Below are 25,341 nucleotides of genomic sequence, written 5' to 3' on the forward strand. Positions count from 1 at the left end.
TGGAGTAAAAAATGAATCCTAAAATAGAAATACTAATGGCTACATATAATGGAGAAAAATATATAAAAGAACAAATAGATTCAATTATTAATCAAACTTATAAAAATTGGGAATTGTTAATAAGGGATGACGGTTCTAAAGATAAAACGATAAAAATATTAAGAGAATATCAAAAAAGAGATGTAAGAATTAAACTTTTAGAAGATAATAAAGGTAATTTGGGTTTTGTAAAAAATTTTGAAGAATTGCTTAAAAATTCTTATGAAAATTTTGTTATGTTTTCTGATCAAGATGATTATTGGATAGAAAATAAATTAGAAATTTATAATAATGAATTGAATAAACTTTCAAAAGATGAGCTAAAACAACCGTTATTACTACATTCGAATTCTTTTGTTTGTAATGAAAATCTAAAGATAATAAGAAAAAAGTTTATTAATTCTAAAATAGCATTACAGTATAAAGGAAACAGTTGTTTTTTTGTTTACACTGTTCAAGGTTCTACTATCTTAATGAATAAAGAATTAATAAATATTGGACTTCCATTTTTAAAAAATGTAACATTACATGACAGATATTTTCATTTGTTATCAGAATTTTTCGGAAAAAGAATATTTGTGGATAAGAGTTTGATGAAATACAGACAACATAATAGTAATAAAATAGGTGTAAAAAGAAATATTATAAAGAAAATATTAAGAAAAAAATATTTTGATGAAAAGGATAGAAGATTAATTATAGAAATAAAGAAAAAATATAGAAATAAATTGACAGAAAGTAAGAAAATTTTAATAGAACAATATTTAGAAGTAACAGATAAAAAAATAAATAGAATAATACGTATTATAAAAGGTTTTAAATTTAATATGAATCTAAAAAAACGTCTATTTATGTTATTGAAAGGATAACAAGAATGAATAATTTCATAAAATACAAAGATTTATTATTTGAGTTGGTTTTAAGAGATATAAAAATAAAATATAAAAAATCTATGTTAGGATTTACCTGGAGTATTTTAAACCCATTACTAATGATGACGGTAATGAGTGTTGTGTTTTCAACAATGTTTAGGATGGATATACCCAATTTTCCAATGTATTTAATAATAGGACAAGTAGTTTTTTCTTTTTTTTCGGAAGCAACAAACATAGCTATGGTTTCAGTGATAGAGAACGGAGAATTAATGAAAAAAGTATATATACCAAAATATATGTTTCCACTATCAAAAGTTATATTCAGTTTTTCAAATATGATTTTTTCTTTAGTAGCAATATTGATAGTAGCATTAATCACTAGATTACCATTAAGATTTGAGATGTTATTGTTTCCGATTCCATTAATATATGTTTTTGTATTTTCATTAGGTATAGGATTTATTTTAGCAAGTTATACAGTTTTTTTCAGAGATTTATTACATTTGTATAGTATATTATTGTTAGTTTGGACATATTTAACACCGATATTTTATCCAATAAAGATTTTACCTGAGAGCGTGAGAAGCTGGATAAATTATAATCCAATATACATGTATATTAAATATTTTAGAAGTATTATGCTATATGGAAAAATCCCTAGTTTGCAATTTAATTTAATTTGTATTATTACTTCTTTAATATCACTAATTATAGGAATATGGATATTTAGTAAAAAAGAAGATAAATTTATATTTTATGTATAAGTAGGTGAAATAAATGGAAGAAAATATTATAAAAATTAATAAAGTATCTATGAGTTTTAAATTAACAAGAGATAAAATATTTTCATTAAAAGAATATGTTATTAAATTTTTAAAACAAGAATTAGAATACGAGGAATTTAAAGCTTTAACAGATATAAGTTTTGAGTTAAAAAAAGGAGAAATATTAGGAATAATAGGTTTCAATGGTTCTGGAAAGAGTACAATGTTGAAGATAATTTCTGGAATAATGAAACCAACAAAAGGATCAGTTGAAGTAAATGGTAATATTTCACCGTTGATAGAGTTAGGTTCAGGATTTGATATGGAGTTAACAGCTAGAGAAAATATATTTTTAAATGGATATATATTGGGATATAGTAAAAAATTTTTAAGAAAACATTTTGATGAAATTATTGAGTTTTCTGAGTTAGGAGAATTTATTGATATTCCAGTAAAAAATTTTTCTTCAGGAATGATTGCAAGATTAGGTTTCGCAATAGCAACAACTGTAAATCCAGAGATATTAATAGTAGATGAAATATTATCTGTAGGAGATTTTAAATTTCAAAAGAAGAGTGAAGATAGAATAAAAGAAATGATAAAAAATGGAGTAACAGTTATAATAGTATCACATTCAATAGAACAAATAGAAGAATTATGCACAAAAGTTCTTTGGTTAGATAAAGGTAGGGTAAAAGATTATGGTGAAACGAATAGAATTTGTAAAGAATATAAGAATAGCTAAAAGTAGAAAAGTATGATAAGATTGAAAAATAAGTAAAATAAATTAATCATTTTTAAAATTAAAATTTGATTAAATTAAAATTATTGTTAAACAATTTCTCAGATTCTGAATTCCTGTTTAGTTATGGTATTAATAGCTTCATCTAAAGAAATTTCAGGATTGTTCTTGCTTTTAACAGTAGCATTGGCATATTGAACAAGTAAGGGATTGATGTAATCTTCAGCTTACTAAAAGATTAAGTCAATTTCATTAGTGAAATTAGAAGTAAGATTAAAAATAATTTTTTATAGTTCATCTTTAAGAGAGTTGACAAAATCAAAATATTTTTTAATAATTCTAAGTTTTTCAACTTATTCTTGAGAAAGAACCCCGTTAATAGCTTCTTTAAGTCCAGGAATTTTAAACTTTTAAAAGTTAAGGTTCAAGATTAAAGGAAGCGTCAAAAAGATTTTCAAGAAGTTTCCGATAATAGCTAAAGAAATTTTGGCGAAGATGTCAGCAATGATGTTTGATGGTTTTAACATATTTAGGGTAAACTAGGATGATATAACAATGATTTTCAAAAATATTTAAGACAGGGATCCAATTCCAGTATTACCGTTGAACTTTACACATACATCCTAGCAGTTATTAACAACGAGCCGTTGTAACATCAGTCCTTTAGTAAAGGTAGAAAAAATGATGGCTCTTGTAGAATTGCAGTCGGTATAGGCAATACAGAACACAATAAATATTTTGAACATCGCGCAGCAATTATCATAAACAATTTTAAGAGATATAAAAAAAACTTCAATCTAAACCGTTAGGTTTGAGTAATAGCAGGGAGAAAATATTAATTGTTTGCGCCGAGCAAATGAGATCGTTTACTAAAGATAAGATTACGTGCTTAAAAACACAGTTGTTTATGCTTGAGAAGGCAACGACACCTATAAATATACGGTTTACAAAAGAAGATGTAGATTCGCTCACTTCCCCGTGATTTGTAGTTATTTTTTCTCTACAATCAAATAATATAAAATATAATAATTCTTGCAAAGGGTGACAAAATTTTTCATATAGTTTTGTGCCTTGAGCAAGGCGAAAGGAGTAATTATAAATATGCAAAATATAAATTCAAAAAAATATTGGGATGATCGATTTAAAACAGGAGATTGGGATACTTTTGGTGGAAGAGAACAAACCTCTTTTTTTTCAGATATATTATTGAGAAACTTACCTGAATGGGTTTACGAAAAAATTTGTTTAGAAAATTTATCTATTGTAGATTTAGGATGTGCAGAAGGAGAAATGACAAAACAACTAAAAGATATTTTTAAAAATTCAAAAGTTTTAGGAGTAGATTTTTCGAAAGATGCTATTGAAATTGCTAGAAAACGATTTGCTAATTTTGATATTGAATTTGAAGTTAATTCGATAGAAAATTTCAATAAACTATATGATGTTAGTATTTGCTCAAATGTGCTAGAACATTTTTATAATCCCTTTGAACAATTAAAAAAAATATTTAAACAAACTTCTAAAATCGCCATCATAATGATGCCGTTTCAAGAAAAAAATTTACATGAAGAACATTTTTATAGATTTGATTATAATGATTATAAAATGATGCAGGATAATTTCTATTTGGCATATTATAAAATTATAAATACAGAAAATTATGAAAAAACATATTGGCCAGGGAAACAGATATTGTTAATCTATATAAAAAAAGATTATATTGAACTAAAAGAGTTTTCATTAGATAAAATTAACAACGGAAGTTTTGAAGAGTCATTGGAACTACAGAATAAATTAGAACAAAGAATAGAAAAAATATCAAAAAAAAATATATTATTAGAACAAAGAATAGAAAAAATATTAAAAATAAATTATACTTATAAAAATAATATTCAAGAAACTCAGAAATTATTACATAAAGTTTTAAAATCAAAATCATCTAAAATAATTCATTTATATAATAGATTAGTTCATCAGTTGTTATTTGGTTCTCTTCAGGAGAAAAAGAAATTCATAAAATGGATCACAAAAAAATCTAGTGAGCTATCTGACTACAGATTTAATCCAATTATGAATCTTTTAAATGTTTTAGAAGGAAAAACAATAATAGATAAATCGGAGAAAAAAAATAATAAAAAAATTAAACTATTAGACTATACATATAAAAAAGTAGATGTTGTTTTTTTATCAGTTATAGATTGGAATTTTAGATATCAAAGACCTCAGCATTTGGCTAAGAATATATCACAAAATGGAAATCGAGTATTTTATATAAATGCTAACTTCAGTGAACAAAATAAAATAAATAAATTAACTGAGAATTTGTATAATATAACTTTAAAAAGACAAGAAAAACTAAGGATTTACGATATTCTTGAAGAAGATAGTGACATTTTAAAAAAACAATTAGATGAGTTATATAAAGAATTTAACATAAGAGAAAGTATAGTTATACTTGAATATCCTACTTGGTATGAAGTAACTGAATTTCTAAAAAATAAATATAAATCGAAGATTATTTTAGACTATATTGATGATTATAATGATTTCAAAGAAACTTCAGAAAATAAATATTTAAAAGAAGCAACAAAAAAATGTTTAGAAATGTCTGACTTAGTAATAACTACTTCAGATTTTTTAAATAAAAGAGCCTCTAAATACGCTAAAAATACAAAAATAATTAGAAATGGAACAGAATTCAGTTTTTTTAATAAAGCATTAAGAGAAAAAAAAGTAGATGAAAAAGTCAAAATAGGGTATTATGGAGCAATCTCTTCCTGGTTTGATACTAATAAAGTAGAGTTTATTGCTAAGAATAGACCAGACATAGAAATAGAATTAATTGGAGAAGTTAGTGAACCAGAAGTAGAAAATATATTAAAAAGATATTCAAATGTTTCTTTTTTAGGAGAAAAAAAATACGAAGATTTACCAAATTATTTGATGAACTATGATGTTTGTTTGATACCTTTTAAAGATGATATTGATTTAATAAAAGCTACTAATCCAGTAAAATTTTATGAATATTTAAGTGCAGGAAAAAAAGTTGTAGCAACTGATATTCCCGAATTAAGGCCGTATGAAGGGAATTTAGTTAAGTTAGCTAAAAATAAAGAAGAATTTTTGAAGTTTGTAAATGAATTAATAGAAAAAGTTGATACAGAATATGAAATAAAAGAAAGAATCGAATTCGCTAAACAAAATGATTGGTCTGATAGAGCTAAAAATATTATGAAATGTTCAAAAGATTTGTTTGAAAAAGTAAGTATTATAATAGTAACGTATAATAATTTGGATTTAACTAAAAAATGTATTAATAGTATTTTGGAAAGAACAGCTTATCCTAATTATGAAATAATTATTGTAGATAACGCATCTTCAGACGATACTCCGAATTATTTGAGAGAAATAAAAGAAGAATATTCTAACATAAAGATAAAATTAAATAAAGAAAACATGGGTTTTGCTAGTGGAAATAATCAAGGAATAAAATTATCAGACGGAAAATATTATATTTTATTAAATAATGATACGATTGTTACTAGAGGATGGATAACAGGATTAATAAAGCATTTTGAAAATAAAAAAGTAGGAATGGTAGGAAGTGTAACGAATTCAATTGGAAATGAAGCAGAAATTAAAGTAGATTATAAAAATGAAAATGAAATAGATGAATTTTCTTTAAACTATACAACAGAACATTATAATGAAATTTATGAAGATATAGAAGTTTTAGCAATGTATTGTGTTGCATTAAAAAAAGATATTGTTAACGAAATTGGGTTATTAGATGAAAATTATGAGATAGGTATGTTTGAGGATGATGATTATTCATGTGCATTAACTAATGCGGGATATGAGTTAATTTGTGCAGAAGATGTATTTGTTCATCATTTTGGACGATCTTCTTTTAAAAAAATGAATAATAAAGAATATAAAAGAATATTTGAAAGAAATAAAAAGTATTATGAAGAAAAATGGAATACAGTTTGGATACCACATAGAAAGAGATTTGAATTATGAAAGTAATGTATTTTTCTTTAGTAGGATGGAATTGGATAAAACAAAGACCACATTTTATATCAGAAGGAATAACTCAAAACATAGAAAAATTAGAATATATTTCTGTTTTTCCTCTTTTCAAATCAAAATCAAAAAAAATAGAGATAAAAGAAAATTTTGTCATTAGAGAATTTTGGGTGTTTCCGTTTTCTTTAAAATTTAGAATTATTAGATTAATAAATAGATTTTTATTTAATAAAAAAATAAACCTAAAAGAATATGATGTAATTATATTAACACATCCCTTACAAATAGAATATTTAAGAGAAATAAATAAGAAAAATTATAAAATTATATACGATTGCATGGATAATATTCCAGAATTTTATGATAAAAATGTAGGTAAGAAAATTATCTATTTTGAAAAAGAGTTAATAAATGTAGCTTCAAAAATAATAGTTAGCTCAATTACACTAAAAAAAATTTTGTTAGAAAGATATGAGATAAAAGATAAAAAAATAAAAGTTATTAATAATGCTACTATTAATATTCAAATTGATAAAATAAGACATATAATATTGAAACAGCCTAACCTAGTTTATATAGGAACTATAGACAAGTGGCTAGATATAGAAATGTTGAAAAATTTTGCAATAAATAATCCTAAGTATACTATTTATTTAATAGGTCCGAATAAATTAATGTCACAAAATATTTTTCCTAAAAATATAATTTTCTATGGAAGTATAAAACATGAGAAGGTTTTCTCATTTATTAAATCTTCTGATATTCTTTTAATACCTTTTATAAAAAATAATCTAATAGAAGCTGTTGATCCTGTAAAGATATACGAATATATTGGGTTAAATTCTAATATAATATCAACAGAATGGGATGAGATTACGAAATTTGATTATAAAAATTTAAAGTTTTATAAAGATTATGAAACTTTTGAAAAAGCGGTAAAAGATTTTAAAATAAAAGATTTTAATAAGACAATAAATACAAAGTTTATAAATGAAAATAATTGGAAAAAAAGGATAGAAGAATACTTAAAAGTATTAGAAATGGAGTAAGGATGTTAAAGATAATGTTTGTATTTGGTACTAGACCAGAAGCGATAAAAATGGCTCCTTTGGTATTAGAATCATTAAAGCAAAAAGATAAATTTAAGGTTAAAGTTGTTATAACAGGTCAGCATAAAGAAATGTTAGATGAAGTATTAAAAATATTTAAAATTGTTCCAGATTATGATTTAAAAATAATGAAAAAAGAACAAACTATAATTGATATTTCGATATCTATCTTAGAAAAAATGGATAAAATTATAAAAAAAGAAAAACCAGAAATAATTTTTGTACATGGAGATACTTCTACAGCTTTGAATACAGCAATGGTTTCTTTTTATAACAAAATTAAAGTTGCTCATATTGAAGCAGGTTTAAGAAGTTATAATATGTATTCTCCATTTCCAGAAGAAATGAATAGAAAATTAATAAGTTCTTTAACAACTTATCATTTTGCTCCAACAGAAAATAATAAACAGAATTTATTAAAAGAAAATATAAAAGAAAATGTTTTTGTTACAGGAAATACAGTAATAGATGCTTTATTTAGTGTTATTAAAGAAAATTACGTGTTTGAAAGTGAAATTTTGAATAATATAGATTTTAAAAATAAGAATATAATTTTGTTAACTTGTCATAGAAGAGAAAATTTAGGAGAGAGAATGAAAGATATTTTTGAATCATTATTAGAAATAATACATCAAAATAAAGATATAGAAATAATTTTTCCGATGCACAAAAATCCTAAAATAAGAGAAATTGTAAATAAAGTTATAGGTTGTCAAAAACAGATTCATTTAATAGAACCTTTAGGATATGTATCATTTGTAAATTTGATGAAAAAAGTTAAATTAATATTGACAGATAGTGGAGGAATACAAGAAGAAGCACCAGCTCTTGGAAAACCTGTTTTTGTACTAAGAACTGAAACTGAAAGGTCAGAAGCTTTAGAAGCAGGTACTATAAAATTAATTGGGGTTAAAAAAAATAATATAATTAATGAAGTGGAAGAAATATTAAAAGATAAAAAAAAGTATAATCTGATGAGTCAGGCAAAAAATCCTTATGGAGTTGGAGATTCAAGTAAAAAAATTTTGAAAATAATTGATAAAATAAAAGAAAGGTAGTCTAAATTATGAAAAAAATAAAGATAAATATTAATATTTATAAAAATTTTTTTATTTTATTAAGTGAAAAGTTAAAATTAAATAAAATTTTAATAATAATATTCTCGATTATTTTAATGTTTCCGCTATATAGAACAGGAATAAATGTTTATGATGAATTACAATTAAGACTTTGTAAGTTTTTAGGGATAAAAAGTTTTTTAAAATATCATTATGAAGCAGTTTTACAACATCAAGGAAGAATGCCCATTCCATTAGTTTTAAATAATTATTTGAATTTTTTTTCAACAAATCAAAAAATATACAAATTAGTAGAAATTTTTATAATTATTTCAAATGTTGTATTATTTGGTTATTTATTATATAAAGTAACTAAAAATAAAAAATTAAGCTTCTTAAGTATGATTATTTTTATTGCATTTTTGCCAATGGGATGGGAACCGGTTCCACCAAATGCATATACTGGCATGTATGGAATATCTATTTCAGTTTTTCTTGTTTCATTGATATACTATCAGAGTTATTTAGAAACTGAAAATAAAAAATTTTTAATTATAAGTGGAATTACATATCTGTATAGTTTGTTAACGTATGAGTTGTTTTTATTTTATTTTTTATTATATTTAGTAATGGCCTTAAAAAAAGATAATAGTAGATTAAAAATAGTTTATGTCAATTTAAAATATATAATAATAATAACATTGTCCTATCTTTTTCTATATTTTGTATTAAGATTATGTTATCCTAGTGCTTACGATGGAAATAAACTAGCATTAATTTCTTTAAAACGTACATTAAATCAGATTTTTTTTATGTTTAGAAGTTCTTTCCCGGGATATTATTTATTTAATGCAAAATATCGTTTTCTTTTTAGAGTAAGTAATGAATTTTCACAGAAAAGTGAACTTTTTATAAATGTGAGAATTATACTTTATATGATTTTAGGAGTATATTTTATTAACAAAATTTTAAAATTAAATACAAAAAAAATAGAAATTAAGAAAAATATTTTTATAATCATAATAATTTTATTTTTAATGATTTTAACATTAAGTGTGAGAGTACTATCAAAAACAAATCAAGAAAATCCTATTGTAGGACCTGATTTATTTATAGGGTTTACTAATACTTATTTTACATATTTCTTAGCAGTATTTATAATTAGCTCAATTGTAAGTACATTTAATAATAAAATTTTTAAATTTTTGGCAATGATAACTTTTGTTATATTTTCTACATCAACTCAAATTATGAATGAAGTTATTTCTTTAAAACAAGAAAAAGAATATAAAAAATTAACAGATGCTGAAAGAATTTTTGAAACGAATGAAATTATTAATTGGAATGAAAAAAAAATATTTTCAGAAGATTTATATAAGATGGGATTGGCGATAGGGCTTCATAAGAATTATTGGACAGAAATTTCTAAAATAAAGAAATTGAATATAGAAGTGTCAAATAAATTAGATAATCAAAATGGAATTATAATATCTAGGAATATTGGTAAAAGAGAAATATTTTTATTGGGTACTATAGATAGTATTACTCAAGATCAACAAATTTTAACTAAAAATATTTCAATTTTTTCATTGAATAATTTGGAGTCAAAAAAGGTATATTTTAAAAATGAAAATAATGAATATAACTATATTGAATTAAAAAATGGAATTAAAGATAAGAAATTTTACAAATATAATATTAATTTTGATAAAACAATATTTACTAATAGTATTGATATCGTTAATTAAATACTAAATTTATAATATCATTTTAAATGGTTTTGATATTATTAGAGAAGGAGGAAAAATTTTATGATACAAAATAAAAAAGTAATAATTTATAAACTTTTATTTTCTATAATAGTATCTTTTATGATGTATTCATATGTGAATGAAATAGTATATAAAATTTTACCAATTAAAGAAGTAGAGATTTCTATTGTAGAAAAAGATAATAGTAATATCATGATAATAGAAAATGAAGAAACATCAAAATTTTATTCGTTAAAAGAAATTTTCAAAAAAAATAAGTTAAAAAACGCAGATTTAAAAGAAAAAATAGAAAAAAATAATAAGTATATAATTTATTTTAGTAATCCTGAAACTAAAATTTCTTTTAATCTAAAAGAAGTTCCTAATAATGCGATATATTTTTTTAATACAGGAATTAAAAAAGTAAATGTAAAAATTAGTAATAAATCTAGAGTATTAGATATGGATATTCCAAAAGATGGAGAAACTTATGCTTATTTTCCGTTTCAGAATAGCAAATTATACTTTTTATATTCAATTGGAATTTATTTTATTCTTACTGTAATTATATATATAGTTTTTAATTTTTTAAACTTCATACTAAAAAAATTAAAGATAAAAAGAATTAAAAACTTTTTATTGGGATATAACCCTAAAAAAGTATTTTTATTATTATATTTATTTGTATCTATAGTTATAACAATAAGTGTTTTAGGAGAATTTTTACCTAAAACTTATTTTGATGAAAAAACCAAAGAAGTTGTTTGGGATCAGTTTTGGTATTGGAATATGGGATGGGCTTTAAAAAATTTACAATTTAAGTATCTTGTAAAAGGTGTATCTTTTCGAGGATATTTTGCTTACGTTCCAATGGCCCTAGCTCAAAGTATAAACGATATATTTAAAATAAGATTTAATAAATATTGGTCATTTTATATACTTAATAATTTTTTTATAATTCTATTTGTAAGTTATATAATTCCTGAAATATACAAGAATTTAACAAAAAAAATATTAAAAAATTATCAAATTATAGTTATGTTTCTCTTGTTTTCTTTTTTTTGGAGGGGAGTGTATTATTCCGTATTGTCTGATATGTTTGGTGTAATAATGTTTTTTTGGGGTATTTTAATGTATTTAAAATATAAAAATGGTAATAGAGGAGTCTTAGCTTTTTTATCTGGAGTACTGGTAACAATTGCTTCTTTAATTAGAACAAATTATAAATTTGGGGTATATATTGTAGCTATTATATTTATTTTAAAATATGGATTTAAAATTTTAAAAATTGATAAATTTTGTAAATTAAAAAAAAATTTTTTTGTTTATTTTTTTCTGGGAGTTATATTGATAGCTTTTCCACAAGCTGTAATAAATTTTAAACAAGGTCATATAGGTTTATTTCCTTATGATAAAAGGGGAAGTTATAATCGTTCAAGAAATTTTACTTTAGTAGAAGAGCATATTAATGACTCATTGAAATTAACTTTGGTATATATTTATCCATATAAATATAATCCTGATAATACAGCACTAAAATTAAAAAATAATTTTACAAAAGAGGACATAAATATAAATCAAACATTTGCTCTATTTATAAGCAATCCATTAGATACTACTATTTTAATGACTAAAAAGATATTTTATTTTATAGATTTAAAAACACCAGAAATGTATCCTTCTGCTTATAAGAGTCGTACTGAAACATACATTTTTAGTTTTTTTAACTATTGGATATTTTTAACTGGAATTTATTTGTTGATAAATAAAAGAAATCGTAGAGAATACTTTTCTAAAGAGGAGCTATTATTAGGAAGTATTTTAACTATAGTATTTACTTTACCGCAACTTATATTAGCTATAGAATGGAGATTTTTTATAATATTTTATTTAATAGCTTATTACATTTTTTCCTTTAAATTTACAGAAGTTATTTTTGATAAAAAATTTAATAAATTTAAATATTTTAATTTTATAATTTTAGGTGAAATTTTATTTTTTGTATTAAGTTCTTTTTATTTCGATTCTATTATATAGAGATTTTATTTAATGAAGGAGAGGGAATTCGATGGAAGTACCATTTAATGTCTTAGACAGACAATTTTTTAAATACCAATCTGAATATGAACAAAAAGTTTTAGAAGTTTTGAGAAGTGGTTGGTATATTTTAGGGAAAGAAGTTCAGGAATTTGAAAAAGAATTTGCTAAATATTTGGGAGTAAAAAATGTTGTAGGAGTTGATAATGGACTTAACGCATTAGTATTGACTTTTAGAGCATTAGGAATAGGCGAAGGAGATGAGGTTATAGTTCAAGGAAATACTTATATTGCTAGTGTTATGGGAATTTCTATGAATGGTGCAACACCTGTATTTGTGGAACCTGATGAATTTTTCAATATGGATATGAAAAAAGTAGAAGAAAAAATTACTTCTAAAACGAAAGCTATATTGGTAACACACTTGTATGGACAAGCTTCTAATATGGAAAAAGTTATTGAAATTTGTAAAAAGCATAATTTAAAATTAGTTGAAGATTGTGCTCAATCACATGGAGCAAAATTTAATGGGAAAATGACAGGTAATTTTGGAATAGGATGTTTTAGTTTTTATCCAAGTAAGAATTTAGGAGCTTTTGGCGATGGAGGAGCAATTGCTACTAATGATGATGAATTTGCTCAAAAAATAAAAGTATTAAGAAATTATGGGAGTGAAAAGAGATATTATAATCAAGTAGTTGGGTATAATTCTAGATTAGATGAAATTCAGGCAGGGCTTTTAAGAGTAAAATTAAAATATTTAAATGAATTAACTGAAGAAAGAGAAAAAATTGCTAAAAGATATATTAATGAAATAAAAAATCCATTAATAAAATTACCTAAAGTTAGAGAAAACGCAACACATGTTTGGCATTTGTTTGTAATTAAATATGAAAATAGAGATAGACTTCAAGAATATTTAGCAGAGAAAGGTGTAGGGACAGTAATTCACTATCCAATTCCACCACATATGTCAGAAGCATATAAATATTTAAATATAAAAAAAGGAAAACTACCTGTAACAGAAAAATATGCAGAAACAGTTTTGAGTATTCCCATGTATAATGGGATGAAAAATGAAGAAATTAGTTATGTGGTGGAGGTATTAAATGAATTCAAAGGTTAGATTAAAATATAACGTAATTATTAAATCGAAAATTTTTGATTATTAAAGAATTACTTATCTGATATCTTATCATTATAATTATTAACAGAAAGGAATTTTTCAAATATGTTAAAAACTAAGAATATAAAATTTGAATTAGTTACAGAAGATGATGCTGAAAGAATAATCGAATTGAGGAAAAATGATAATTTAAACAAATATCTTTCTGCTACAGATGAAGATATTGAAAAACAAAAAAAATGGATAAAAGAGTATAAAAATAGAGAAAAAGATGGGACAGAGTATTATTATTCGATAAGAACAGAAGAAGATGAAATTTTAGGATATGTTAGAGTATATAAAATAAATAAAAAAGAAAAAAGTTTTACTTGGGGTAGTTGGATAATGAAAGAAGAAAAGCCTATTTCAAGTGCACTAGAAACAGCTATATTAATTTATGAAATTGCATTTAGAGAATTGAATATGGAAAAAGCATTATTTGAAGTTATGAAAGAAAATACAAAAGTAGTATCTTTTCATAAAAAATTTGGAGCAACTAAAATTTCTGAAGATGCTGAATTTGAATATTTTATATTAGAAAAAGAAGATTATTTTAAAATAAGAGAAAAGAAATATAAAAAATATTTATAATAAAATGAGGAAACTAAAATGAAAAAATATGAATTATTGGAATTTCCACAATTGGGTGATAAAAGAGGTCATCTTGTGGTAGCTGAAGGAAATAAGGATATACCATTTGATATAAAAAGAATATTTTATATTTATGGTAGTGATAAAGATGTAGTAAGAGGTCAACATGCAAATAAATTATCAGAGTTTGTTCTTATAAATCTTTGTGGTAGTTGTGATATTTTTATAGATGATGGGGAAAATCAAGAAACTATTATTTTAGATAAACCGCACCAAGGTATTTATTTGGATAAATTAGTTTGGAAAAATATGTTTAATTTTTCTAAGGATTCTATATTATTAGTTTTAAGTAACGAATATTATAACGGTAAAGAGTATATTAGAGATTATGAAGAATTTAAAAAAATAACTAGGGAGAAAAAATAAATGAAAAAATTATCAGTTATCATACCTGTCTATTTTAATGAAATGAATATCCCAAAATTATATGAAAAATTAATGGAAGTATTAAAAAATAATAGATTCTGTTATGAAATTATATTTGTAGATGATGGCTCACAAGATAATTCATATTTAGAATTATTAAAAGTTAGAGAAAAAGACAAGAATATAAAAATATTAAAATTATCAAAAAATTATGGTTCTCATACTGCAATTCTAGCAGGAATGAGTCATATTACAGGAGATTGTGTTACGGTACTATCAGCTGATTTACAAGATCCACCCGAGATAATAGAAAAAATGTTTGAAAAATGGTTAGAAGGAAATAAAGTTGTTTTAGCTGTTAGAGAAAGTAGAGAGGAATCATTTTTACAAACGTTTATTTCAAATACATATTATAAATTAATGCAAAGATTTGCTTTAAAAAATATGCCTAAAGGTGGATTTGATTGTTTTTTAATTGATAAACAAGTTTGTAAAAAAGTAGCTGAAATGAAAGAAAAAAATACATCTATAATGGGTCAAATATTGTGGTGTGGATTTAAAACTGAAAAAATATATTACACTCGAAGAGAAAGAGAAGAAGGAAAGTCAAGATGGACTTTATCTAAAAAAATAAAATTATTTGTTGACTCTTTTTTGTCATTTTCTTACTTTCCAATAAGATTCATGTCTTTTTTGGGATTTATTTTTGCAATCTTTGGCTTTTTTGGAATAATTTATTTAATTTTTAATAAATTATTTAATAATATTTCAATAAAAGGTTGGACTTCAATGATAGCAATTGTTTTAATTGTTTCAGGAGTTCAAATGTTAATAACGAGTATTATTGGAGAATATGTTTGGAGAATACTAGATGAAGTAAAAAATAGACCAAATTATATAATTGAAGAGGAAGTAGGTTTTGATGAAAAATAATAAATTTATTTCAATTTCGTTTATTAAATTTCTAATTACAGGATTTATAAATACTTTTTCTTCTTTTGGATTATATGTATTGTTGTTGAAATTAAATTGTAATTATATCATTGCGATAATTTTATCTTATATATTTGGAATAATTTTGAGTTATTTATTAAATACGTTTTTTGTATTTAAAGCAAAAAAAGAAGTTAGAAACATGATTAAATTTATATTTAGTTATTTATCTTCTTTGATAATAAATATTTTAGTTACAATATTATTAGTAAATTATCTAAAAATAGATAAAATTATTGCTCAATTAATAGCAACTATTATTTGTATAGGATATAATTTTATTTTACAAAGTAAGTGGGTTTTTAAGTAAATCAGAATTTTGATATAATATGGAGGTTAGTTATATGGAAGAAAAAAAAAGGAGATTAGATTTTATTGATATGATGAAAGGAGTATTAATAGTTTTAATGGTAATAGGACATACAAATTCTCCATATACGTCATTTATTTATTTATTTCATATGGGTGCTTTTTTTATAATATCAGGTTTTTTATATAATGATTCTAAATATACTATAAAAAGCTATATAAAAAAGCAAATAAAAGGATTATTGCTCCCTTATTTTGTCGTAAATATCTTATTTCTTATTTTTGCTAGAATAATAAATAAATTTTTAAAAATGAATGTATTTTTTAATATACCAACTATAAAAAGTTTTTTATTATATTCTCAAAGAGTAGATATTGGAGATGCAACCTGGTTTTTATTAGTTTTATTCTATTCAAGCATATTATCAGCAATATTATTAAAATGTAAGAAAAAAATAAATTTGAAGTATACTATTTTAGTATTATTTTTTATATCTGTTATTATTAACCAAAATAGAATTTTATTACCGTACATGTTAGATTTATCATTTTATGGAACTTTATATTTTTTAATTGGCTTTATTATAAAAGAATATAATATAATTAGTAGAATAGATAACAATGTATACATTTTTTTTATTTCAATTGGGATAATGTATTATTTTTTCAAAATAAGTTATATACCTATAAGTTGGGCAGGTAGAGATTTTAGAATGCCGTTTGATATTTTTATATGTTTATCAGGAACGTATTTAGTTTATCTTTTTTCTAAAATAATGATTAATCTAAATTTAGGAATTGAACAAATTAAACTCTTAGGAAGAAAAAGTTTGTCCATAATGATTTTTCATTTTTTAGGTTTTAGGTTATGTTTTTATCTATTATATAATATGGGTTATGTTAATTTAAATCAAATATCAACTTTAATACTTGAATCAAAATATCCATTTTGGCCGTTAGTTATTGTATTCGGTTTATTAATTAGTCTTGTAATAGACAATATGATTTCTTTAAGTAATAGAGCTTATTTAATTATTTTAGGAAGAAAAATCATTTCAGAAAGTAAATTTAAGAGAAATATTAAAATTCAAATGAGATATTATAGTAATAATTCAATATTACTTTTAGTCATAGTATTATTTATCTTTAATTTATGGGTACTTACTAAATTCAATTTTTTTATGTTTAATGATTATTCGATATTAAAAATAATAAAATATTCTTCTTTAAAAGAGATATTATTTAATCAGTCGTCATCAACGGGCTTAATTTTTCTTAAATTTATATACGAACTATTTAAATTAAACTATGAATATCATCATTTAATTTTGTTATTTATACATATAATGACCTCTATAGGGGTATATAAATTATCTAAAAATTTATTTGAGAGTAAAAAAATAGCTTTTTATTCAGGAATAATTTTTGGAATGTGGCCAATATCAACAATGACTTTTTTATCGGATTCTTTTATACTTGATTTATTAGTTGGTTTTTTTTCAATTTTAATATTAAATATTTTTATAATTTTAGAGAATAAATCTAAAAAAATGAAATTTTTATATTCTGGATTAATAATTATTTTATATTATTTAGGACTTAAATCAAAAGAAACGATAATAATTCTCCCATTGATTTTATTAATATATGAAATATTAAAAAGTATAAAATATAAAAAAAATAAAGTATCATTTTTAACAATAATTCTTAATATAATAACAGTATTATGTTTAAAAATGATATTAAGTTTAAAAGCTGCTAATATAATTTTTGATATTAAAAATTCTCATCATCATACTTTTAAAATAATAAATTTAATAAAAAATTTTTGTAAATATATTATTTTGTATTTTGATATAAATAATTCTTCATTTACTTATACGAAAGTCTCCTTTATTTCTTTATTTTTTATATTAATTATAATATTATTTTTACTTTATTATATTTTTATAAAAAAGGAAAATTATAGATATCAGATCATTTGGATAATTGGCAACATAGTAGTGGTATTAGTTCCAGTTTTATTTAATAGTGAGCAATATAAATTATATTTATATCTTCCATCTATTTTTTTGTCAATAATTTTTGCAATATTTTTTGAAAATATAATTAAAATTGTTAAATTAAAAATGAAGTATGATATATTTATAGTTTTAGTATTTTTAATTATAGTTAATTTTTTTTACGGTGGAAGAGGCTTTAGAGACCATTGGAAACATTTGTCAATTAGAAATTATAATTCATATAAAGCATTAGAGAAATTAAATATATCAGAAAATTCTATATCAAATTTTTACATAGATAATGTTATTTCTGAGGATAATGTATTTTCTCATAGCTCAGATTCTATATTAAAAATGCTTTATGGAAAAAATATAAATGTAGAAATTAATTCAAAACAAAATTATGATTTAACAAAAGAGTACATGTATTTAAGTTATAATAATCTAAATGGTGATATAAAGGTAAAAAAATATATATTACCTAAGATAGATTCTGTCTCTCCTAATGAAATAAAAAAAGGAGTGAAATTTAATTTGTATAATAATAAATCGGTTATTATTGTAGAAGGGTCTAATATTTTAAAGAATAGTAAATTAGTTATAAATAATACAGAATTATCTGATACAGTAGTAGCTGGGAAGATTATGACAGCATTTTTACCAAATAATTTTTATGATAAAACACAAATTTTACAATTAAGAATAAAAAATAAATATACTAACAACGTAGTTTATTCTGAAAAAAAAGAAATAATTGTTAAAGATTAAATAGAGTTTTCTTAATACCGAGTATAATTTAAGGTTATGGTTGATATCTTGTATAGATAATAGGGTAAGATAAATAGAGTTTATATTATCTCAAAATATATACAAACATCTGAAAATTATTTTAATATCATAGATTGTAAATATATTTTTAGAGAATAAAATATTTAAGTTATAATATTAAAAGGAGTAAATTAATATGGAAAAATATAATCAATTTGAAATTTTTAGATTTTTGGGAAGTTTAGCTGTAATTTTTTCTCATGTATCGTATAATATGCAAATTCCAAGACTTTTAAAATCAGGACCTGCATGGGTATTTTTCTTTTTTTTATCTTTCAGGATTTCTATTAGCATACAGATATATAGATTCTTCTGATTTTAATATCTTAGATTTTTATAAAATAAGAATTTTTAAATTTTATCCAATTTATTTTTTTCATTATTATTAATACTATTATCATCAAAGATTAAATAGGATATTATATATAATATTCTTTTGATTCAGTCATGGTTTTTTACTAAACCATTAACTTATAATTTATCAACATGGTATTTATCAGCATTATTTTTATTATTTCCAATTTTTTTACACTTATTAAAAACTAAATATTTTATTTGGATAGTTTTATTAGTTAATATATATACTTGTTATTTTTTTAATTATCTAGTTAAATTTACTATTAATGGAAACGGTTATATATTAGAGATAATATATTATAATCCTATAATGCATATAAGTTCTTTTATCTTGGAATGTTAATGTATGATAGAATTAGAGTTTTTCAAAAACGAAGAATATATTCAATTTTTGTTATAATTAATATTTTATTTTTATTCATAATCTATCAAAACCTTAAGGTTATTTTTAATCCTTTAATGACTCTATCTTTTTCTCCATTGATAATATGTCTTTTTCTTGATAATGGTATAGTGAGTCACGACAAACGTACGAAAAAAATCTAAAAAAAAGGTATAATATTACTGAGATATTTTATGAAAGAAGCTGGTAAAAATGTCGGAAAATAACCAAAACCTAAAAGAATTGTTAATATATATTACTCAAATAGAGGACAAGCGACAGGCTTCAAAAATAAAACACAAGTTAAGTGACATTGTTGTGATTACTCTTTTTGGTATACTTGCGAATGTTGAATATCGGGAAGAGGTTGAGGAATTTGGGAAACTGTATCTTAAAACATTAAAAAGATACTTGGAGCTGCCAAACGGAGTTCCTTCGCATGATACTATTCAAAGAGTCATGGCTACAATAGAGCCTGAAGTTACAGAAGTTCTTTTGACAAAATGGATGGAGTTAAAAATTTCTGGGGAAGATAAAAAAATAAGAAAAATATTGAATATTGATGGGAAATTTTTAAACGGAATGAAGAATAAAAACAACAGCCCATTAGACATAGTATCTGCGTATTCCAAAGAAGATGGAATCTGCTATTCACAAGTGGCGGTTGAAGGAAAAGGAAATGAAATAGAAGCGATATTACGTTTGCTTGATAAAATCTTAGTAAAGGAATGTATAGTTACAATAGATGCGATAGGAACTCAGAAAGAAATCATAAAAAAGATAGGAAAGAAGAAGGGCTATTCTGTTTCCAGGTAAAAGGGAACCAGAAGACTTTAAAAGAAGATATAGAATATTACTTTGCTAACAAGGGATTCAGAAAAAAATTAAAGAAAGAAGGAATGTACAGCAGGAAAACAGAAAAGCAAAGGGGTCGACTGGAAACTAGGGAATATTACTATACTGAAGAAACAGAATGGCTTATTAAAAGAAATAAGGAATGGAAGGAAGTAAAAGGGATAGGTGCATCAATTTTAACAACAGAAGAAAATGGAAAAAAGCAGGAACAGAAAAGGTATTACATAACGAATATAGCAGGGGGAGTGGAAGAATTTGTAAGAGCAGTAAGAGGACATGGGCAATAGAAAGCTATCACTGGATACTGGATGTGACATTCAGAGAAGATGCAAGCAGGACATTGAACAAAAATGCGGCAAGAAACTTAAATATTGTAAGGAAATTAACAATCTCAATACTGGAAGAACTGCCGTTCAGAAAGAAATTTAGCAGAAGGATAAAGAGACATATCATATCATTAGATGTAAGAAGATATTTAAAATTATTTTTTGATATATAGAAATGCTGTTGTTAAAAAAATGGATAAATATAAAGAAATAGTTTAAAATATTCATGCGTTTGTCGTGATAGTGAGTAAATTATTATCAAATAAATTTTTTATTTGTCTAGGGAGTTTGAGTTATTCTATGTATATTTTACATATACCTGTATTTTATATATTCTCAAAATTTGTAAAAATAGATTCTAGTAAGAATTTGTGTATTTATTTGATAATAGTAATTTTATCATCAAATTTAACAAAATATTTAATTGAAAATAGATTTTATAAATATTTATGTAAAAAATATTTGAAAAGTAGATAAGCAAAGATATTAGCTTTAAAATGAAGGGATAAGAAATAATGAAAATACTATTAACTGGCTCTAACGGCCAATTAGGATATGACTTTCAAAAACTATTTGACAATCTAAATATAAAATATATAGCAACTGATTATCAGGAACTAGATATAACAAGTGAAGAAAATTTAGAAAAGTTTTTTGAAAAAAATAATGATTTTACACACATAATAAATTGTGCTGCGTATAATGATGTAGATAAAGCAGAAACTGATGATAAAGTTTTTTTACTAAATGAACAAGCACCAAAAAAATTAGAAAAATTTTCTAAAAGAATAGGTGCAATTTTTGTAACTTATTCAACTGATTTTGTCTTTGATGGAAAAAAAGGGGGAAATTATACAGAAAATGATACTCCTTCTCCTATATCTAATTATGGACTTTCAAAAGCAAATGGTGAAAAATTAACTTTAGATACTTATGAAAAATCTTTTGTAATACGAACATCATGGGTATTTGGAAAAGCTAACAATAATTTTAATACACAGGTCATCAACTGGAGCAAAACTCGTGATAAATTAAGTATTGTTGATGATCAGATTTCCGCACCTACTTATTCAAAAGATTTGGCAGAATTTTCATGGAAATTGATACAAACTGAACAGTTTGGATTGTATCATATTACAAATAATGGAATTGCCAGCAAATATGAACAGGCAAAATATGTGCTTGAAAAAATAGGTTGGAAAGGGACTATTGAAACTGCGAAAACAGAAGATTTCAATCTTCCTGCCAAAAGACCACATTTTTCAAAATTATCTTCTGAGAAGGTGGAAAAACTTCTTGGAGAAAAAATTCCAGACTGGAAAAGTGGAATTGACAGGTATTTAGAGGAAATGAAAATAATCAAAAAATAATAAAAAGGAATATCCTTCTATGAATTAATTAGAAAGATATTCCTTTATTTTTATATAACTTTAAATTCCAGCGAGGCAAATTTTAATTCATCACTATCTCCTTTAGCAATTAAAGAGATATTTCCTCTTCTGTCTACACGTAGGAATTTGTATTCTTTATCTAAAAATTTTCCATTTTGCTTGATTACTATTTTTTTATCTTTTAGGTAATTGTTTTCATTTACAACTGTTAATATATTTTCCCATTTTCTGTTAAGACTGTGAAATTCATTTTCAAAGGCTGATACTACATCTTCTATTATATTTTGTACTGAATAAATTTTTCCAGTAATTTCTACAAGTGAAATGGCTTTTTCCCGAAACATCCCAAAATCAGTATTATTAATGTTTATCCCAATTCCTACTATTATGTGTTCTCTTACTTTTTCGCATAGAATCCCACATATTTTTTTATTTTCATAATAAATATCATTTGGCCATTTAAAAGTCAGTTTTTCATTACTTTTTATATAGTTTTTAAGAACTTCATAAACAATATAGCCAGTAAAAATTGTTATTTTTTCGTCTAATTCAGAATTATTATCTGCAACAGCGAAGGAAAAAAGCGCAGCTCCTTCATTTGAAATCCATACGCTATCTCTTTTTCCTCTCCCATCTGTCTGTTTTTTTGCTACTATTACTTCAAATTCTTCTATTCTTAATTGCCGTCTTAAATAAGTGTTTGTTGAATTTATTTCATCAAAAAATTTAAATTTCAAAGATATCCCTCTTTCTGCTTATCTGCTTTTAAAATTTAATTTTATAGTTATTAACTCAGTCTTGGGAATATAAATATTCCATAAACTGGGCCTGCATGGGCTCCAATTACTGCTCCAATTTCTCTGTTTAATATTAATGAACTTACTTTTGGATTATTTTCCACTTCTGAATAAATTCTTACTACATTTTCAAGTTCTGTTGGAGTTCCTCCCCAGCCACTCATAAGAACGACACTTTGTTTTTTACTTTCACGCTCAATGTATTTTTCAATGTATTTTTGTGCATTGCGTTCACCTAGAACTTTTTTCTCAACAGTAACTTCTCCTTGATTTATTGTAAGAATAGGCTTCATATTTAATGCACCCGCGATTGTTGAACTTGCCTTTCCGATTCTTCCACCTTTTTCAAGATATTTCAAGTCTGGAATAATCATAAGAAGTTTTCCTTTGTTTCTAAAGTTGTTTACCCAGTTGATGATTTCAGTAAAGCTTTCACCTCTTATAGATTTTCCTGCAGCACCTAATACAAGGAATCCCTGCAGCAATGAAGCTCCTAAACTGTCAATCAGTTCGATATCATTTTCTCTATTTGTCAAGCTTCTTCCAACCTTAGCAGCTTGTATTGTCCCACTTAGTTTTGAAGATGGGTGAATTGAGATAATTTTTTTATATCCTTTTTCAAATAGTTTGTTGTAGGCATTTAAAAAGTCCTGTGGCGATGGCTGTGATGTTTTTATTGTTGCATCATTGTTAAGCATTTCGTGCCAAAATTCAGACTTTGTAATCTCTATTCCATCTCTATAAAGTTCACCATTTATATCAATTTTCAAAGGCACAATTTTTATTGGTAGCCCTTCAATGTCTTCATATGTCAAGTCTGATACAGAATCTGTCAAAATAGCTATTTCAGGCATATTAGGGTCTTTATTTTCAATGTATAGGTAATAATAGTAATTTTCCTGATTTCCATTAATAATAGCAGTCTTTATTCCAGATAATTTTTCTTCAATATTTTTTTGTGATTCTTCATCTTTTTCATTTCCACTTACTACAACAGCTGTTATTGTATTTTTAGTTACTAAATCAGCTAATATTGTGTCTGTAATATCCTTTAATGATTTTTTTGCATATTTTATTTTTCCATTTACAAGTGCTATAAAATCATCTTTTGTTATTGTCAAGTCTTCTACTTTCGTATCTCTTACAGCTTTTGTAATTTCCACAGAATAGTTTCTTGCAGCAGATTCTTTTACTTCATCGATGTCGTTTTCTTTATTTTTTAAGAAATAATATCCATCAAGCATTGTCTTGGTATCTAGAACCATTACTGTTTTTTGAGATTTTTCAGCTGCCATTTTAGCTGTTGTAATGACATTTTTATTATTTGGCAAGACATAAACGTTTTCTTTTTCAGTTTTGTCAATTGCATTTAATATTTCCTGAACACTTGGATTTTTACTTTGCCCTCCAAGAATTACAACATCTGCACCGATTTTTAAAAATTCATCTTTCAAGTTTTCAGAATCAGCCAAAATTACAAACGCAGATTTTGTTTTATCAATTTTCGGATTTACAAAGATTTTAGCTTCATCCCGTTCACTAAAAATTTGAAGATTATCGTGCTGTAATTTCATATTTTCTATCTTCATTTTTTCAAGAGGCCCATATTCAAGCGCTATTTCCATTGCTTTTCCAGGATGGTTGGTATGAATGTGAGTTTTGAACTTTTTAGAAGTTTGTGCAAACACTGCAGAATCTCCTAATTCAAGTACACGCTTTTTATATTCTTCTGTGTCAAAGTCTCCGTTTAGGATAATGTATTCTGTACAATATTGAAAATGTATGCTTTCAGGATCGTGATCAATATTTGCTATTGTTTTGTCAAATTCATTTTCTTTTACTTGAGACTTTTGTAATTCAACCAGCAGATTCAGTTCTGTTGCAACTTTATAAAATCCTTCAAAAAAGAAAAATAGCCCTTTTCCTCCAGCATCAACTACTCCAGCCTCTTTTAATTTTGGCAGTAGTTCAGGCGTTTCTTCTACCGCTTTTTCTCCAGCCACAACAATTTCTCTTAGAAATTCTACTAAATCTTCAAATTTATCTGCACATTCCATAGCTTTTTCAGAAATTTTTCTAATAACTGTCAAAATTGTTCCTTCTATAGGTTCACTTACAGCGCTATAAGCAGTTTCCTTGGCACTTAAAAGAGCTTCGGCAACATCTTTTGGAAGTAATTTAACTTTATCTCCAATACCTTTTAAAAATCCTGTAATTACTTGTGATAAAATTGTTCCAGAATTTCCTCTAGCTCCCATTAATACAGCCTCTTCAACTACTTCTATTAATTCAGGCATTTTTATTTTATCGTCTGTTTTTTCTTCCAGATCATTTATCATTGAATTCAATGTCATTGACATATTGCTTCCTGTATCTCCGTCGGGCACAGGATAAACATTTAGTTCGTTTAATAGTTCCTCATGTTTTGTAACCCATTTTCCTCCGCCAATGAATACTAGTTTTAGTCTCTTGGCATCTAGATATTTTATTGCCATTATTTCCTCCTAAAAAATA

General features: G+C 24.0%; 18 protein-coding genes and 1 pseudogene. 17 read left to right on the plus strand and 2 right to left on the minus strand.

The window, feature by feature from the left end:
- Nucleotides 1–11 precede the first annotated feature (11 nt).
- From AB8B23_RS00280 to rfbD, 17 genes and pseudogenes are all read left to right on the plus strand, one after another.
- Entirely contained in the window at nucleotides 12–908 is an 897-nt protein-coding gene (locus AB8B23_RS00280; RefSeq protein ID WP_021743344.1) for a glycosyltransferase family 2 protein, read from the plus strand.
- 5 nt (nucleotides 909–913) lie between these two features.
- On the plus strand, nucleotides 914–1,678 hold the full coding sequence (locus tag AB8B23_RS00285) for an ABC transporter permease (RefSeq protein ID WP_369712962.1): 765 nt from the start codon (nucleotides 914–916) through the stop codon (nucleotides 1,676–1,678).
- 13 nt (nucleotides 1,679–1,691) lie between these two features.
- Nucleotides 1,692–2,423 carry an ABC transporter ATP-binding protein gene (locus tag AB8B23_RS00290; protein WP_021743342.1) on the plus strand — a complete coding sequence of 244 codons (732 nt, stop codon included), beginning with the start codon at nucleotides 1,692–1,694 and terminating at the stop codon, nucleotides 2,421–2,423.
- Between the two features lie 1,098 nt (nucleotides 2,424–3,521).
- Nucleotides 3,522–6,443 (plus strand): glycosyltransferase, encoded by a 2,922-nt coding sequence (locus tag AB8B23_RS00295; protein WP_369712963.1) that lies wholly within the window; start codon nucleotides 3,522–3,524, stop codon nucleotides 6,441–6,443.
- The gene (locus tag AB8B23_RS00300; protein WP_021743339.1) at nucleotides 6,440–7,498 is read left to right on the plus strand and encodes a hypothetical protein; all 1,059 of its coding nucleotides are present in this window, start codon (nucleotides 6,440–6,442) and stop codon (nucleotides 7,496–7,498) included. Before AB8B23_RS00295 ends, AB8B23_RS00300 begins: the two co-directional genes overlap by 4 nt.
- Before the next feature lie 2 nt (nucleotides 7,499–7,500).
- On the plus strand, nucleotides 7,501–8,616 hold the full coding sequence (gene wecB / locus AB8B23_RS00305) for a non-hydrolyzing UDP-N-acetylglucosamine 2-epimerase (RefSeq protein WP_369712964.1): 1,116 nt from the start codon (nucleotides 7,501–7,503) through the stop codon (nucleotides 8,614–8,616).
- A gap of 8 nt (nucleotides 8,617–8,624) precedes the next feature.
- Nucleotides 8,625–10,364, plus strand: coding sequence for a hypothetical protein (locus AB8B23_RS00310; protein ID WP_369712965.1), 1,740 nt, complete (start codon nucleotides 8,625–8,627; stop codon nucleotides 10,362–10,364).
- Nucleotides 10,365–10,427: 63 nt separating this feature from the next.
- Nucleotides 10,428–12,404, plus strand: coding sequence for a hypothetical protein (locus AB8B23_RS00315; protein WP_369712966.1), 1,977 nt, complete (start codon nucleotides 10,428–10,430; stop codon nucleotides 12,402–12,404).
- 31 nt (nucleotides 12,405–12,435) lie between these two features.
- Nucleotides 12,436–13,530 (plus strand): DegT/DnrJ/EryC1/StrS family aminotransferase, encoded by a 1,095-nt coding sequence (locus AB8B23_RS00320; protein WP_369712967.1) that lies wholly within the window; start codon nucleotides 12,436–12,438, stop codon nucleotides 13,528–13,530.
- 105 nt (nucleotides 13,531–13,635) lie between these two features.
- The gene (locus AB8B23_RS00325; protein ID WP_021743334.1) at nucleotides 13,636–14,160 is read left to right on the plus strand and encodes a GNAT family N-acetyltransferase; all 525 of its coding nucleotides are present in this window, start codon (nucleotides 13,636–13,638) and stop codon (nucleotides 14,158–14,160) included.
- A gap of 18 nt (nucleotides 14,161–14,178) precedes the next feature.
- Nucleotides 14,179–14,586, plus strand: coding sequence for a sugar 3,4-ketoisomerase (locus AB8B23_RS00330; protein ID WP_021743333.1), 408 nt, complete (start codon nucleotides 14,179–14,181; stop codon nucleotides 14,584–14,586).
- Entirely contained in the window at nucleotides 14,587–15,519 is a 933-nt protein-coding gene (locus AB8B23_RS00335) for a glycosyltransferase family 2 protein (RefSeq protein ID WP_369712968.1), read from the plus strand.
- Nucleotides 15,509–15,889: a GtrA family protein gene (locus AB8B23_RS00340; RefSeq protein WP_021743331.1), complete on the plus strand. Its 381-nt coding sequence runs from the start codon at nucleotides 15,509–15,511 to the stop codon at nucleotides 15,887–15,889. The genes AB8B23_RS00335 and AB8B23_RS00340 overlap by 11 nt, the downstream gene beginning before the upstream one ends.
- A 34-nt stretch (nucleotides 15,890–15,923) precedes the next feature.
- Nucleotides 15,924–18,659, plus strand: a complete 2,736-nt coding sequence (locus AB8B23_RS00345; protein WP_039900966.1) for an acyltransferase family protein — start codon at nucleotides 15,924–15,926, stop codon at nucleotides 18,657–18,659.
- Between the two features lie 1,012 nt (nucleotides 18,660–19,671).
- A pseudogene (locus AB8B23_RS00350) lies at nucleotides 19,672–20,600 on the plus strand (ISAs1 family transposase).
- Nucleotides 20,601–20,623: 23 nt separating this feature from the next.
- A complete protein-coding gene (locus AB8B23_RS00355; protein ID WP_369712969.1) occupies nucleotides 20,624–20,812 on the plus strand; it encodes a hypothetical protein in 189 nt (62 codons plus the stop codon).
- A gap of 342 nt (nucleotides 20,813–21,154) precedes the next feature.
- The gene (gene rfbD / locus AB8B23_RS00360; RefSeq protein WP_369712970.1) at nucleotides 21,155–22,009 is read left to right on the plus strand and encodes a dTDP-4-dehydrorhamnose reductase; all 855 of its coding nucleotides are present in this window, start codon (nucleotides 21,155–21,157) and stop codon (nucleotides 22,007–22,009) included.
- A 50-nt stretch (nucleotides 22,010–22,059) separates the two neighbouring features.
- On the opposite strand, the gene AB8B23_RS00365 is transcribed toward rfbD, so the two are convergent.
- On the minus strand, nucleotides 22,060–22,767 hold the full coding sequence (locus AB8B23_RS00365; RefSeq protein ID WP_021744628.1) for a biotin--[acetyl-CoA-carboxylase] ligase: 708 nt from the start codon (nucleotides 22,765–22,767) through the stop codon (nucleotides 22,060–22,062).
- Nucleotides 22,768–22,817: 50 nt separating this feature from the next.
- Nucleotides 22,818–25,322: a DegV family protein gene (locus AB8B23_RS00370; RefSeq protein ID WP_369712971.1), complete on the minus strand. Its 2,505-nt coding sequence runs from the start codon at nucleotides 25,320–25,322 to the stop codon at nucleotides 22,818–22,820.
- Nucleotides 25,323–25,341: the final 19 nt, after the last annotated feature.

Origin of the sequence: Leptotrichia sp. HSP-342, assembly GCF_041199995.1 — a bacterium.
Classification (GTDB): Bacteria; Fusobacteriota; Fusobacteriia; order Fusobacteriales; family Leptotrichiaceae; genus Leptotrichia; species Leptotrichia mesophila.

Coding starts and splice junctions, on each gene's coding strand:
- AB8B23_RS00320 (WP_369712967.1), top strand. CDS start 12,436: ATGGAAGTACCATTTAATGTCTTAGACAGACAATTTTTTAAATACCAA.
- wecB (WP_369712964.1), top strand. CDS start 7,501: ATGTTAAAGATAATGTTTGTATTTGGTACTAGACCAGAAGCGATAAAA.
- AB8B23_RS00285 (WP_369712962.1), top strand. CDS start 914: ATGAATAATTTCATAAAATACAAAGATTTATTATTTGAGTTGGTTTTA.
- AB8B23_RS00330 (WP_021743333.1), top strand. CDS start 14,179: ATGAAAAAATATGAATTATTGGAATTTCCACAATTGGGTGATAAAAGA.
- AB8B23_RS00300 (WP_021743339.1), top strand. CDS start 6,440: ATGAAAGTAATGTATTTTTCTTTAGTAGGATGGAATTGGATAAAACAA.
- AB8B23_RS00325 (WP_021743334.1), top strand. CDS start 13,636: ATGTTAAAAACTAAGAATATAAAATTTGAATTAGTTACAGAAGATGAT.
- AB8B23_RS00345 (WP_039900966.1), top strand. CDS start 15,924: ATGGAAGAAAAAAAAAGGAGATTAGATTTTATTGATATGATGAAAGGA.
- AB8B23_RS00370 (WP_369712971.1), bottom strand. CDS start 25,322: ATGGCAATAAAATATCTAGATGCCAAGAGACTAAAACTAGTATTCATT.
- AB8B23_RS00280 (WP_021743344.1), top strand. CDS start 12: ATGAATCCTAAAATAGAAATACTAATGGCTACATATAATGGAGAAAAA.
- AB8B23_RS00295 (WP_369712963.1), top strand. CDS start 3,522: ATGCAAAATATAAATTCAAAAAAATATTGGGATGATCGATTTAAAACA.
- AB8B23_RS00315 (WP_369712966.1), top strand. CDS start 10,428: ATGATACAAAATAAAAAAGTAATAATTTATAAACTTTTATTTTCTATA.
- AB8B23_RS00335 (WP_369712968.1), top strand. CDS start 14,587: ATGAAAAAATTATCAGTTATCATACCTGTCTATTTTAATGAAATGAAT.
- AB8B23_RS00290 (WP_021743342.1), top strand. CDS start 1,692: ATGGAAGAAAATATTATAAAAATTAATAAAGTATCTATGAGTTTTAAA.
- rfbD (WP_369712970.1), top strand. CDS start 21,155: ATGAAAATACTATTAACTGGCTCTAACGGCCAATTAGGATATGACTTT.
- AB8B23_RS00340 (WP_021743331.1), top strand. CDS start 15,509: ATGAAAAATAATAAATTTATTTCAATTTCGTTTATTAAATTTCTAATT.
- AB8B23_RS00310 (WP_369712965.1), top strand. CDS start 8,625: ATGAAAAAAATAAAGATAAATATTAATATTTATAAAAATTTTTTTATT.